The sequence below is a fragment of the Pseudovibrio sp. Ad5 genome (assembly GCF_001623095.1).
Taxonomy (GTDB): Bacteria; Pseudomonadota; Alphaproteobacteria; order Rhizobiales; family Stappiaceae; genus Pseudovibrio.
Window position 1 is genome coordinate 68138 of the sequence record NZ_LMCH01000061.1, and the last position, 13749, is coordinate 81886.

Sequence of the window (13749 nt, forward strand, 5' to 3'; positions counted from 1 at the left end):
TAATTTCTCAGACTTATCTGGGCCTGACCTTCTTAGGCGCTGCCTGTAGCTCGGCGATTTCCTGAAGCTGCTTTTTCTCTTCGGTCCGGTGATAAGACACCAGAGCTTTGCCATGATGCTTTTCAGTCATGGAGGTCTGCCTCTTCTGATCAAGCAACTTTCCGAGCAACTCGCCCTTGTGCTTTTCCTTCAAAGACTTATTTCTGTTGTTGGTCTCCAGACGCCTGGAGATTGCCCGGTTCATCACTTCACGCAACTCCCCTTCATGACGTCCCCAGTGGCTAACCAACTCCTCGCTCTCTTCGTCGCATCGTTGAATTTCGCTATCAAGAACCGCGATGTCGTACTTGATCATCTGCTCTTTTTGTTCCTGAACCTTCAAAATGCGCCGGAGGCGTGTGATGCGTGCTTTATCCATGGCTTTACTGCAATACCAACCAATCGCCGAGCCCAGCATAGAACAGGCGCAACAGCTCAGTTATGATCTGCCAGAGGATGAAAAGTCCTCCCATCATAACAACAGGCAGCGCTACAAAGTAGACTGGCATCTGAGGCATGAGTCTGTTGGTGAGGCCCAGAGTCAGGTTAATTACAACGCCATAGATCAAAAACGGACTTGTGATGCGTAATGCCAGCAACAGACCCTGCATCAGCTTGGTTGAGAACTGATCTAACGCCGCTGCGGGAACAAATTCTCCCCCCACCGGAATTGTCCGATAGCTCTCGGCAAGTCCAACAAAGACATCAGCATGTGCCCCAGTGATAAACAACATGGCAGTTGCGGTGAGCGTAACCAGAGATGCCAATGGTGGTAGCTGCTGAAATTCTTCGACAATAGTGACAGGCTGGTTGAAGCTGGATGCGTTTGCAGCCGCGCCAATCATCATCTGAAGCATTCCGAAGAAGGCTCGTCCGAATGCTGCGATCAACAGTCCGATCAACAGTTCAACAAAAATGATGCGCAGCAACTCATCCAAAGGCGCAGCTGAGATGATCGGCTCAACCACCTCCAATATGAGAGGAGAGATCGCCAGGGTTGCAGATATTGCTATAAACAAGCGAACACGGATCATCACACGTGGCGACGAAAAACCCGGCATGGCCATGAGGCATGCTCCGACGCGGCAAAAGACCACGAAGACACTTAGGATTGCCTCAGGAGCATTTTCCAAGGTCACGAAATTGATCCCAATGCCTCGATATCAACGCCGCGGGCCACTTCCATATGAGAGAGAATTGGCAGTGCGGGGAACATACGTTCAGTGATCATGCGCACGTACTGACGTGCTTCCGGAGCAACGACGACAGCAAATCGCTGACCTGAAGAGATATGCTCGCGAATAACTTCAGCGCTGTCTTTTGCGAATTCTTCAACCTGCGAAGGCTCCATATCGAACTCAATGACTTCACCATTTGCGTCGCGGCGAAGTGCCTGATGGAATGCAAGGTCCCAGCGGTTCCCCAGACGGAGCACTTTGAGGCTCCCATCTCCGGCAATATCACCACAAATTTGTGTCGCCATGCGAATGCGCACGTGATCAGCAATTTGCTCAGGTCTGCGTGCATGAGGTGCGATCTCCGCAATCGCTTCCATGATCAATGACAGATTTCGAATGGAGATACGCTCTGCAAGCAGCAGCTTAAGCACGGCCTGCAAGCCAGAGTATGAGATATGTTGCGGGCAGATATCATCGATCAGGCGTGTGTAAGCCGGATCAAGGCGATCTAACAGCTTGCGCATATCCTTATAGGAGAGAAGCTGTGACAGGTTGTTTCTGATCACTTCAGACAGATGTGTCAGCACAACTGAAAGGTTATCTACGGTCGTATAACCTTGACGTTTTACTTCATGCTCAAAAGCGGTCGGGATCCACATAGCCTGCATACCAAACGCAGGTTCGCGGGTTTCGGTTCCCGGAAGAGCTGGCAGCTCCCGATTGCCACCGATCACCATCAGTTCACCAACTTTGATGTTCTCAGAAGCGACAATCGTACCGTGGATACGGAACTCGTAACTCTTCGGCTCCAGATTGAGGTTATCCGTAACCTTGATCTCCGGAACCACAAATCCGTATTGCTCAGCAAACTTCTTACGCATCTTGTTGATGCGGTTTCCAATTTCAGGCTTTGCTGCCAAAAGACGGGCCGTGAGCTGCTTGCCAAGACGCATCTCAATTTCAGAAAGTTCAAGACTGTCCTTCACGGACTCTTTCTTGACTTCCTTCTGCATCTCAACTTTTTGCAGCTCGGCTTTAGCAAGTTCGGCTTGAGCCTCTTGCACCCTTTTGGGAATAATATAGGCAGCAAATCCAAAGATGCCCCCCAGGACCACAAAGGGCAGGAATGGGAGGCCTGGAAGTAGCGACAGTAACAATAGCAGGAGTGACGCGACAGCGAGCGCGCGCGGATACCCTGCCAGCTGCCCCATTACAGCTTGCTCAGCTGACCCTCTGGTCCCACCTTTCGAGACAAGAAGACCTGCTGCAAGAGACACGATCAGCGCCGGAATCTGTGAAACAAGACCATCACCAACAGACAGTTTCGTGAAAACGTCGGCAGCTTCAGCTAAGTCCATGTTGTAGCGTGTAACGCCAATAACGATACCACCCAAAATATTCACAACGGTGATGATCAATCCAGCGACAGCATCACCGCGCACGAACTTCGAGGCGCCGTCCATGGCACCAAAGAAGGAGCTTTCCTCTTCCAGCTCTGCACGTCTGTGCTGCGCTTCCTTGTCATCAATCATACCAGCAGACAGATCGGCATCAATAGCCATCTGCTTGCCGGGAATACCATCAAGGGTAAAACGTGCACCAACTTCCGCGATACGACTTGCACCTTTGGTGATCACCAAAAAGTTCACCGTTACAAGGATCGCAAAGACGATGAGGCCGATGACAAAGTCACCGCTCATGACAAACTGAGAAAAGCCGTTGATCACATACCCAGCGGCGAGCGGACCTTCATGGCCGTTTGCCAGAATAACGCGCGTTGTCGCAATGTTCAGCGCAAGCCGAAGCATGGTCGCGATCAACAAAATGGTTGGGAATGAGGAAAACTCTAAGGGACGCTGGATCCAGAGCGAAACCATCAGGATCAAAACCGATAATGCAACTGATATTGCAAGGCCGAAATCGATCATAAACGTTGGCATGGGAAGAAATAGCACAGACAGAATGAAGATAATTCCGACTGCAAATCCAATATCACGTTTGCTGTTTGGAGCAGCAATTCCCGTCACTGTCTGAGACATTCGCACCCTTCAATTCGGTATAAGCATACTGCGCTACTTAGGCCGAAACATTGGAGAAGGAAGCTTGTGTGAGGGTGGCCTGGAGGGAAATCAACGTGAGCTATCCCCTCCTTGCTTATTGCGGCAAACCTGAAAAAGCAGGTTTAAAACCCGTATTCGATGCGTCCGTAGACCATCTCGGTCAACGAGAATATCTGGGAGCCGATATACGGGCCAGTCATGGCAATTAAAATAAAAATCACAACAATCTTCGGAATGAACGTAAGTGTCATTTCCTGAATTTGTGTGAGCGCTTGAAACAGAGCGATAATCAAACCAACAAACATGGCCCCACCAACGGCGGGACCAGTTGCTGTAATCACAGTCCAAATTGCGGTACGCACAATATCGAGTGCATCTGCCTCATTCATTGCTTTATGATCTCACTTCACCATTAAGATGTAGCATCAGACTCGTCAGGAGTGTCGGTATCAGCAGGCGTGTCAGTGTCAGTCGTCGCAGCAGGTGCAGGACGAGAAATCTGGATACCAGGCACCAGAGCTACTTTTGTCCCGTCTTCCAACGTTGCAATCGAGCCATCTGTAAGGATCTGAACGGACTTGATTTTACCAGTCATGGTTTCTGTACCATCCGCATTCGGCACCTCAACCGTCGCACCGATCAGATTGTTGGCTTGATTGATGGAATTCTGCTGAAGCATGGATGTCAGATGCGAGTTTGTTTTAGTAGACTGCTCCACAGCGGAGAACTGCGCCAACTGGCCCATATACTCAGCAGTATCCAACGGATCTGTCGGATCCTGGCTCTTAAGAGACTCCATGAACAGCATTAGAAACGCATTGTAATCTAAGTAAGCTTGCTCACTGCCCTGCGGCTTGAAGACAGGTTCATTGTTTTGAGTAGTATTTGCGGAAGATACTGGATCAACACTCATGTTTTTGTCCTTTAATTCTCGCCAACTGCACGCGCAAACGGCATAACAACTGTTTCGGGCTGATCATCCTCTTGCTTTTCGGACCAGATCGCCATCTCGATCTCAAAAAGCTTCTTCAGCGTGCGAAGTGCATCAAAGTAGCGGCGTTTGTTGATTTTTGCTTCGACCATTTCAAGGCCCTCAAGAATGTCAATATTCTCTACGGCTTTGCGAATAGATGCCAATAAAAGCAGAGCTCGTTGAAGACTGTCTAACTCCGTCTTGGGATCGATCAGCGCGCTTTGAATAAAAAAGTACAACTGCCGCAGAGGTGTTGTTGTTTCTTCGAGCTGCATGACATAAGCCTCAAGAAGAAAACTCGCGTCATTTAGGAGCTTTACCGATGTTTTCTGTTCAAATGACAGAACAGCGCCATTAATAAAGACCTTCTCACCAGCTTTTAGGTGCAAACGCATTCTAAATCCTCTTACTTAACTAAGGCCATCTCTGACGAGTTCGTTTATTTCAATAAGCCCTTGAAAATCATCGGAGTTACCAGTTCGGATCAGATCTGCTTGTTTCACACACCAAATCCCAATCGAAATTAAATCAGCGCGCAATTCAGCAGGAAGTGCATTCTCTGAGTTTCCAAGATCATCAATGAGTATGCTCCACAGTCGATGCACTGAGGTCAACGCCTGAGCACCCTCACTTGAACTACTTCCGTGCTCTTTTCCGGCATGAAGCTGGGCAATTACAAGAGCAAACAACTCACGCTCCTGCCCTCTTCTATCTTCAGAAGAGTCCTCAAGCGTTTCCGCATATGACATCTGATACATTCAGTGCTCCCAAAAGTATTCTTGTTTGCTTACGCTCTTACAAATACTTCATAATATTGAGATTTTGGATTTTTGCGGTAATCGCGTACGTCGTTTCAAGCTGCGTCTGCGCCATACTCAACTCAACAGCTGCGCGATTAGGATCTACATTTTCTAAATCATTAATGCGAAGATTGAGTACATCTTTCTTAGCTTCAATATCCGTATTCGTTCGCTCTACATTGGCCTTTATTGCACCCACATTTGCCTCAAGATCGATTGCTCCACCCGTCGCCTGATTTAAGTTATCAATCGCGCGATCAGCTATCAAAACTTCAGCGTCTTTCTGAATATCCAAGCCACCGAAAACAGCAATCATCGAATAGCCTTTTGCCATCTGCTTGAATGCATCTTCATTCGCAGAGCCTGAGCCTTTTGTCGTGACACCATTACCGATTGTCGCAGTCATTGTCTCATCGGGACCAGTCGCAGAGGACCACGTTGGCGACCAGTTAGCATCGAAAATGTCATTAAAATCGCTACTATCTAAGAAGCCTTCCCAGTCCGCTGCAGACAAATCCTTAATGTCTGCAGCATCGGCATCTAAACCAATCGTCAGACCAAAGTGAGTGTTAAATGCCCCTTTGATTGCCTCTTCAGGACCCAGTGGATCTAACGGATCGGTTGGATCAGATACATGCTCAAAGTCTCGAAGCGGTGCCGTTCCCGTGTTAATTCCACCAAACACGTAAACACCGCCAACGTTAGAGTTTAGCGCGTTTGATAGTTTTCCCAGTTCCGTTCGAGCAAGACCAGAGGCTGTTTTGAGAGACTCCGAGTTCTGCTTGAGCGCAATCAGATTGGATCGGAACTCAGACCCATTTTTATGGATGTTATCCAAACCAGTTTGCATAACATCCAGCCGAGATACCAATTGATGGTTCGTATCCAACTGACTCACGAGCTGGGAATGTTCTGTACGGAACGAAGTGGTTAATCCAGTTTGTGCGCCTAACGCCAAGCCGATATCGGCATGCTTTTCTGAAGCATTTTCGATCACAGCCTTATCCAACCGGGCACGATGATCGATAAGATAATCCGTGAGGCGAAGCGAACTTGAAAGTGTTGAAACAGAATATACCATGACTATCTTACAGCTCCGAGCAGTTCCTTGAACATATTATCAACCGTCGACATCAACCGAGCAGAAGCTGAGTAGGCTGTCTCGATCGTCAATAAGCGCTGCATCTCAGTATCAAGATTGACGCCAGTTTTGTTGGAAAGCATTTGCGCATTTGAGCTAAAAGCTGAGGCATCAAGCGTAGAAGTCTCTGTCGCCATTTTCCGCTCAGCGCTGAACCAACTTACAGTGTTAGCTGCGAAGTCTTTCAGAGTTGAAGTTGGATTAACTCCTGCAGAAGTTGCAAAGGTGCGTTCTTTGTTCAAAGCTGTTTCATAACCCCTTAAAAGGTCTGAATACCCTGCACTATCGTTAGTATTATGTCTAAACGTTGCACCGTTGATACCACCATCACGCAACAGCTTGACATCCCCCCCCTGAGCGGGATCTACGGCAGCATGAACCTTTAACCGACTAATTAGGTCTCCGCCCCCCACTGCAAATGTAAACAATCCGTCACCTGACCCCACTCCTGGGGTAGGTTCTTTTTCCTTAAAAGCATCAACTAATGCATTAGCAGTCTCATCGAGCTGAGTTTGCATTGTAACGAGAGTATCGTCGCGAATTTTTGCATAACCAGCAACTGCTCCCCCAGACACTGGCATTGTTGCACCTGGTCCAGCTACAGCAATTCCATCGACTAAAATATTTTTCCCAACCTCACCAGACCCAAGTGAAAGCGAAGTATCAAAGGAGACTTCTCGTGGAGCCTTTTCAAAAAGAGTGACACCACTATCCGTGTAAACGGCTACGCCGTTATCATTCTGATCAAGAACGGTAATGCCAATCTCTTCCGAGAGAACCCGCAGCATTTCATCCCGCTGATCCATGAGACTATTTACGTCCTGCCCAGCATTAGAACCCGTCACAATCTTAGAATTTACACCCTCTAAGTCTGATAAAATCTTATTAATATTGTCGACGGCACGACCCATCGCTGCATCAGCTTCTAGACGAGTTTCTTTTAACGCCTCTGAAGATTGCTTTAAATCATCGACCAATGCATTTGCGGAGTTAATGACCGACTGACCAAGAACCTGGTTAGCTGGATCATTACTGTATGAAACAAGTGTTTCACCCAACTCCCCAACTCCAGATGAAACAGTAGTACCGAAAGGCACCTGCCCTGAAGGGTTAAGCTGATTAAGCATATTGGCATAGGAACCAGATGCGACAGCTGCGCTTCCAGTCTTTAAAGTTGCCTTAAATGCCGCCTGATTAACCATCCGCGACGCATGAGAAACATAAACAACAGAACCTGTGTCGCTTACAATATTCTGAACAACTGCTTCTTGGCGCGAGTATCCAGGATTATTGACATTAGCGACATTGCGGGAAGCAATCGCCATTTCAGCCGAACGAGCTGCGATGGACGATTGCGCTGTAAGCATTGCAGAAGTAAGAGACATATCGCGCGCCCTTAACGTAAGTTATTCAGCTCTTGGAGCAATTCAGAACTTGCGTTGAACACTTTCGTGTTCGCGCTATAGGTGCGCTGCGCTTGAACCATCTCAGTCAACTCAGCCGCCAGATCAACATTTGATCCTTCTACAGCTCCTGAGTAAAGCGTACCGAACCCGTTATCTCCCGGGAAGCCGACCGCTGGATCACCCGACGCATCGGTTGCCGCGTAAACATTACCGCTTTTTGCTTGCAAACCATCCGGATTTGAGAAGTTTACGATTTGGATTTGATCCAATAACTTCTCAGCACTTCCTTCATAAACCCCAAAGACACGACCATCAGACTCAATTCGAATATTCTTGATAGTCGATGGACCGTAACCATCGATATCAACTTTATTAACACTGAACTTATCGCCAGCAGTCACTGTTTTACTAAGGTCAAGTGTTAGTGTATCGCCATTTGGCACTGTAAATGCTAACTCAGTCGGTGAAGGCGTTGCACCTTCCATAAGGTTTCCTGAGCCATCAAAGACCAAATCAACATCAGCCAGTTCAACAGGCGGGGTAGTTGTACTATAAGCCTGAACTTTCCAAGTTGAATCATCTACTGTAGTGCCAGTCATATTCTGATCAGTCTTGGAATAAACAAGATCAATCTTTACAGCATTACCGTTTTGATCAAAAGTACTTACAGATGTCTTGTAGTCAAAGTTGGTTGGCAGCCCAAAAGGACCTGCCCGAACGGCAGTACTAGAAGCCAAATTCACTCCTAGCTCACCTGTTGTACTCGCCTGCCAAACCGGAGTATTCAAATCGACAGTAACCGGAGCTCCACCTGCAGAGAGAAGTTTATACCCTCCTGAGTTCACCATCTGGCCGTTTTTGTCGAGAACAAAGTCACCTGCACGCGTGAAGTAAGTACTTCCTTGAGAATCTTGCACCTGGAAGAAACCCTTGCCGTTGATCGCGAGATCGGTACCGCGGGAGGTGAAGTTGAAGGCGCCTTGTTGGCGGACGGACTGAACAACGGTTGTGTTCACGATGCCGGATTCATGACCGGAGCTGCTACCAGAACCAACAAGGGAGGAGAATGCGGTTTTGTAGCGTTTGTAGCCTACGGTGTTCGCGTTCGAGATATTGTCTGCGACAGTTGAGAGTTTGTTCGACTGCGCGTTCATACCTGACACGCTGGTATTCATAATTCCGTAGAGGCCCATGGTGTGCTCCTGGCTACATCAATTGCAAAATTAACTCGTGGCAGTAAAGCTTGTTAATCTTGTCTGAGCCTGACCCGAAACCTGTTGAATTATTTACAAAATTTTAATGAGTTCGGCGTCCAGCTCCCGTAACCGGACGCGACGATATTTTTGATCACGCGGCATACATAACGCTTTTGTGCAGGGTTGTTGTTTGGCCCGGCATGGTACCTGGCGACGGCCATGGTCCAGCTCTTCTCACGCTGCTTCAACTCAGAGAGAAATCTTGCTGCATAAGCAACATTTTGCGAAGGATCGAGCATTGCACGGAGATCGGAGAACTTACTGAGATGGTAGTAAATGTTGATCTGCATACAGCCAACATCAATCAGTTTCACACCCCGATTTCGCGATCTCTTAATCGCAGCGAGCGCTTCTGTTGCGCTGTCGGCGAAGTAGGCCTTGCCAGCAATATTGAGAGCATAGGGATGTAATGAGTTTTTGCGGCCTGTCTCAGTCAGACCAACCGCATAAAGGATCCCAAGCGGCACGTTGTATTGCTGTGCTGCTTCCTGCATCTGACGCTCACACAGGCGGACGGCCTTCTTCTTTCCAGCCGCCTGCGCAGAGAGTGCTATCAGACTACAAATAGATGCCGCTGCGAATATCTTGAGCGTCCGCTTCATTCTGCCCTACCCCGGCATGATCCGCATGTGGTTGGTCCTCCCAGTTTTGCTGAGCCCCAGCTTCACCGCTATCTCCATCAGAGTTCTCTCCCCGACCGAACCGTTCCTGATTTTGCCCAGGCTGACGCATTTGATCAGAGACTTCCTCTTTGAAATTGACGGTGATGTTTTGTGTCTCAGTGCGATAACCAGCATCTTGCAGAACACGTGCCAATGCCTGTCGATCACCCTTCAGCATATCTGCTGCTTCCCGGGTGTTCGTGACAAGAGAGATTTCCAACTCACCACCGCGCATTTGGATATTTGCACGAACAGCACCAAGATTGTCCGGCCGCAGCTGGATCTCGAGCGATTTAACAGGCTTTGCCGCTTTTGCATCAGCAGCTTGAGCTGCCAACTCCTGAGCTGTATTTGCTGCAGATGCCGCCTGAGAGAGTTGCTTGGACAAAGCACTGGCGACCTGTTGCGCAGGACGTCCCAACTCAGCAGGTGGAAGATGTGTCTCAAGACTGACCACTTTAACTTCACCGCCCACTGCAGGCTTGCCAGCATTTTGGTTTACAGAGGCGTCTGGTTGCGATTTGCCTTGCTTTAGCAGAAAGTCAGCTGATAGCTGCTTAGCTCCAGTTGCGTTTCCTTCTGCCTGAGGCAAATTGATTGCACCGCTGCCTTCAAGCTTTGGGCCAGCATTAGCAGACTTAAGACTGCTTACTTCTGAGGCACCCTGCCCCTGAGCAGTTCCGCTCGTTTTCGCGGTACCCGATTTCGCATCGGCTTCGCCGTTCAAGGCCTTCAACTCTTTTGAGCTTAACGCGTTCAAGACCTGAGCCATCGTCCCATCTCGACTGGTGACGGCGGATCCGGTCATATTAGCGAGGCCGGTTACTGAACTCATCTGCAATCCAGCTTTTTGCTCAGCTGTCATTGCTGCATTAACGACAAGCTGCTTGGCCAACAACTCATCCGTAAGCAATTCTGCAGCGCTTGAAGCCTTTTGAGCGGCTTCAGCCTCACCTTTCGCAACAGTATCGTCAGCTCCGTCGGCGTCAGATGAACCTGCGCCAGCCTTTTTCAAAAGGTCTTTGAGAGCTTCTGAAGCATCAGTATCGCTTTTATCAGACTTACTCTCTGTTGATGCAGATTTTGTATCTTTTTTCTCGTTAGAAGTATCTCGACGATCCGGGATTTTTTTGTCATCGCGAACTTTATCGATGACCTTATCAAACCCGTTCGATGGGTCATCTTTTTCGGCACGAGCGAAATCTTTACGAGTATCTGCTGCATCTTTAGCAGAAGCACTACGATCTACATTGGGAAGAGTTGCATTCATCAAAACTCGGCCTCTTTCAGTGCTTCATCTGCATCGTTTAGTGCGTTTTTAAATGGGACTAACACATTAGTGTCATAAAGCTTCTCATCCAGCCCAACGTGTGGAACGTAAGGGACATACTCGGAGGCAGCAGGCGTTTCTGGCTGTGGCCATTCTCGAATAGTATTTGCCATAGCGATTGCAGCAGCCTGGATCAATTGGTTACCCGCACTTAAATCTGCAGCCTTTACCTCAACCAAACCGGAGATTGCCTGTTCCCATTCTTCACCAGAAGCTTTGGCAGCAGAAAGATAAAGCTTGGCTTCGCTCACACGCTCTGCATCATCTGAATTCAGCTCAAGAAATGCGGCGCTACCTTTAACTGCAAAAGCGGTATTCCCACTGATCAAAGCAGCTTTGGCGAGGCGAAGGAGAAGGATGCTTTGAGATTCCTCGTCAAACTCCGATACCAGTTGGAACACGCGGTCCCACTCATCTTCTTGCTTCAGGTAATCAGACCCGCTGATCACATCAGCGACCGTGTCCCGAAATTCAGAGGCAAATACAGAGGAGCTATATTGGAACAGATACCGACGAGACAGTCTCTCGAACTTTTCTGTATCACCCAGCTCTGCAACCATTGGCGCTTGCCTGCGCAATGCGCTCTCTTCCACAAGCGTCCCAGGCATCATCAAGCGCGCAAGATCAAAATAACGTTGTGCGCCTGCCGGGTCATTATTGGAAATCAAGATCGCCTGCGCCAGAGCCACCTGACCTGCAACAGCTACCGGAAGCGTTATTGGATCGACCTTTAACAACAAGTTCAACGCCATTTGGCGATTGCCTTGCGAGTAGGCCATGGCGCCGGCAAACAGGTTTGGATCACCTGTAAACTTTACACCCTGAACCGCAAGCTCCTGAAAAACCGATCCAGATCCACCACTGAGCATAAATGACACAGCAGCACGCGAGTTTTTCTCCAACTTCCAAATCTCAGGATCCAGGCGAAGGAACCGACGACCAATCACAATGAGAGAAGGTTGCAGCAAGTTGTAAGCTTCCAGATTCCCCTTAATGATCTCATCTTGAAGAATCTGCAGCTCCAGAACCATTAGATCAGGATCCGCTGTTGACACCATCTGGGCTGATGCTGGCTGAAGGTTCATCGCAACAGGACTTGCGGCTAAAATCAGTGCAGTGGTCAGTAGTCCAGATCTCAGGAGCGAAGTTCCAGCTTTTCTTGCAGCGCTAACCAGCATCAAGCCTTCCCTTTCATCAGCATAATTTCAATGCGGCGGTTCTGAGGAGCGTATGGCTCTTCGACGTCCTTCAGACGGCGGTCTGCATAGCCTTCAATGCCTACGATACGATTTTCATCCAAACCACCCCGAGTGAGCATGAAATAAGCCATGTGGGCACGAGCCGTTGACAGACGCCAGTTGTCGTTGCGCTTGGATTTGAATGGCCGTGCATCTGTATGGCCGCGAATGACGATCTCACCGTTCTCTTCTTCAAGAACCTTCGCGATCTGCTCCATCGCTTTCACAACATCCGGATGAGGCTCAGAGGACCCGACGGCGAACATTCCAAAGTCGTCATTGTCCATGATGCGGATCAGAACGCCATCTTGAGAGTGGGTGAATTCAATGCTCGCTCCGGTTTTCATTCCTTCAAGCGCTTCACCAACGGAGTTCGCCAGAGAGACCAGCTGTTTATTGCCTTCGTCGTCCTCATCATCACCAGATTCGGACTTCTGAGATGGCTCTATAGGCTTTGCGGCAGGCATTACTGCAACAGCTTCAAGCTTGGCATCAGCCGGTTCAACTGGCTCTGTAACAAGATCAGGCTGTTTTATATCAACCTTCATGCTTGCGTTTTTCTGAATTTCCTCAGCGTCTTCGATCAGTGTCGGAACATCCTGCTCAGCATCGTCAGCGGCTGCTGTTCCTGCTTTCACTTCAGCGAAAACAAGGCGCGTCATCACAGCATCTTCGCCATCTGCGTCTGCCTGACTCTGAGCAAGCTGCTTCAGAATTTCTCCCTCGGCAAAACTCTCACCTTCACCGTCTGGAGCATCACCGATTACAATCACTGAATTCTCAGCGGACGCCTCGCCCGAAACTGCCGGAAGGTTCTTACCTCCACGCGCCAGTTCGGAAGCTTCTTCCAAGACTTTGATTTGCTCTGCGGTCAACTCATTCGCCGGAATACCTTCTTCTTTTTCATGAAGGATCGGAATTTGAGCAAGTAAAGGGGCATTTCCAGGCAGTTCATCTTCTTGCCAACCAGAGGGATCGAACGGATCGCGGAAACTGGTTCCGTCAGCCAAACCTTGCCCATCTGGATCACGGTTAGGAAGTGCAAAGAGAACTGGGGTCTTCGCCATCTTGAGCGAGCCTAAACCACCTGTTCCAGGTGAGCCGTCTGTCTCGACAGTAGATTCTGCTTCTGCAGCGAGCGCAGCAAGGATTGCATAAGGGTTATCAAAAAGCTGTGCTTCGCTGTAGCGGGCATCACGCTCATAATCACGACTAATGGCATTGATTGGCTTAACACCACCATCTTCGGCGTTCGCACCAGCGAGTTTTGAATTCTCACCGGTCTCCCGATCGGAAACAGGTTCTGGCCTGTCTGCGCCACCACCTGATGTTGGGCCCTTTTTCTCCGTACCGCCAGCACCTATAGGCTTACCATCATCGACACCTTCATCGCTATCAGTAATCGACGGCGTTTCTTCGGGATCTCGAATACCCTTTGGGCTTGCGGTAGAATCTACTAGTTTGATCGGATTGAAGTAACTTGCAATACCGCGCTGAGAAGCCTCATCGGATGCATTGACCAACCACATGAGAAGGAAGAATGCCATCATCGCAGTTGCAAAATCTGCATAAGCAATCTTCCAAACACCAGACTTAGGGACGGTGATCATGTCGCTGTTACGCCTGCGAACGATAATCAGTTCTTGTGGTTCCAACGCCATGGCTA

14 protein-coding genes are annotated in these 13749 nt (G+C 48.9%); all 14 read right to left on the minus strand.

Annotated features, from left to right (window positions below):
* Positions 1–13: 13 nt before the first annotated feature.
* On the minus strand, positions 14–418 hold the full coding sequence (locus PsAD5_RS18315) for a hypothetical protein (protein ID WP_063288350.1): 405 nt from the start codon (positions 416–418) through the stop codon (positions 14–16).
* A gap of 4 nt (positions 419–422) precedes the next feature.
* Positions 423–1178 (minus strand): flagellar biosynthetic protein FliR, encoded by a 756-nt coding sequence (locus PsAD5_RS18320; RefSeq protein ID WP_208986621.1) that lies wholly within the window; start codon positions 1176–1178, stop codon positions 423–425.
* The gene (flhA, locus tag PsAD5_RS18325; protein WP_063293139.1) at positions 1175–3256 is read right to left on the minus strand and encodes a flagellar biosynthesis protein FlhA; all 2082 of its coding nucleotides are present in this window, start codon (positions 3254–3256) and stop codon (positions 1175–1177) included. The genes PsAD5_RS18320 and flhA overlap by 4 nt, the downstream gene beginning before the upstream one ends.
* A gap of 143 nt (positions 3257–3399) precedes the next feature.
* Positions 3400–3666, minus strand: a complete 267-nt coding sequence (gene fliQ, locus PsAD5_RS18330) for a flagellar biosynthesis protein FliQ (protein ID WP_063288348.1) — start codon at positions 3664–3666, stop codon at positions 3400–3402.
* Between the two features lie 23 nt (positions 3667–3689).
* Positions 3690–4190, minus strand: coding sequence for a flagellar hook assembly protein FlgD (gene flgD / locus PsAD5_RS18335; protein WP_208981850.1), 501 nt, complete (start codon positions 4188–4190; stop codon positions 3690–3692).
* A gap of 11 nt (positions 4191–4201) precedes the next feature.
* Complete coding sequence (locus PsAD5_RS18340; RefSeq protein ID WP_063293140.1) at positions 4202–4645, minus strand: flagellar biosynthesis repressor FlbT; 444 nt, start codon at positions 4643–4645, stop codon at positions 4202–4204.
* Positions 4646–4660: 15 nt separating this feature from the next.
* Positions 4661–5008: a flagellar biosynthesis regulator FlaF gene (gene flaF, locus PsAD5_RS18345; RefSeq protein ID WP_063293141.1), complete on the minus strand. Its 348-nt coding sequence runs from the start codon at positions 5006–5008 to the stop codon at positions 4661–4663.
* A gap of 37 nt (positions 5009–5045) precedes the next feature.
* Entirely contained in the window at positions 5046–6131 is a 1086-nt protein-coding gene (locus tag PsAD5_RS18350) for a flagellar hook-associated family protein (RefSeq protein WP_063293142.1), read from the minus strand.
* 2 nt (positions 6132–6133) lie between these two features.
* The gene (flgK, locus tag PsAD5_RS18355; RefSeq protein WP_063293143.1) at positions 6134–7576 is read right to left on the minus strand and encodes a flagellar hook-associated protein FlgK; all 1443 of its coding nucleotides are present in this window, start codon (positions 7574–7576) and stop codon (positions 6134–6136) included.
* Between the two features lie 11 nt (positions 7577–7587).
* Positions 7588–8790: a flagellar hook protein FlgE gene (locus PsAD5_RS18360; RefSeq protein WP_063293144.1), complete on the minus strand. Its 1203-nt coding sequence runs from the start codon at positions 8788–8790 to the stop codon at positions 7588–7590.
* A gap of 89 nt (positions 8791–8879) precedes the next feature.
* Entirely contained in the window at positions 8880–9455 is a 576-nt protein-coding gene (locus PsAD5_RS18365) for a transglycosylase SLT domain-containing protein (RefSeq protein WP_063288343.1), read from the minus strand.
* Positions 9412–10785, minus strand: a complete 1374-nt coding sequence (locus tag PsAD5_RS18370) for a flagellar hook-length control protein FliK (RefSeq protein ID WP_063288342.1) — start codon at positions 10783–10785, stop codon at positions 9412–9414. Before PsAD5_RS18370 ends, PsAD5_RS18365 begins: the two co-directional genes overlap by 44 nt.
* On the minus strand, positions 10785–12023 hold the full coding sequence (locus PsAD5_RS18375) for a hypothetical protein (protein ID WP_063288341.1): 1239 nt from the start codon (positions 12021–12023) through the stop codon (positions 10785–10787). Before PsAD5_RS18375 ends, PsAD5_RS18370 begins: the two co-directional genes overlap by 1 nt.
* Positions 12023–13744 (minus strand): flagellar motor protein MotB, encoded by a 1722-nt coding sequence (locus tag PsAD5_RS18380; protein ID WP_063293145.1) that lies wholly within the window; start codon positions 13742–13744, stop codon positions 12023–12025. Before PsAD5_RS18380 ends, PsAD5_RS18375 begins: the two co-directional genes overlap by 1 nt.
* Between the last annotated feature and the right edge of the window lie 5 nt (positions 13745–13749).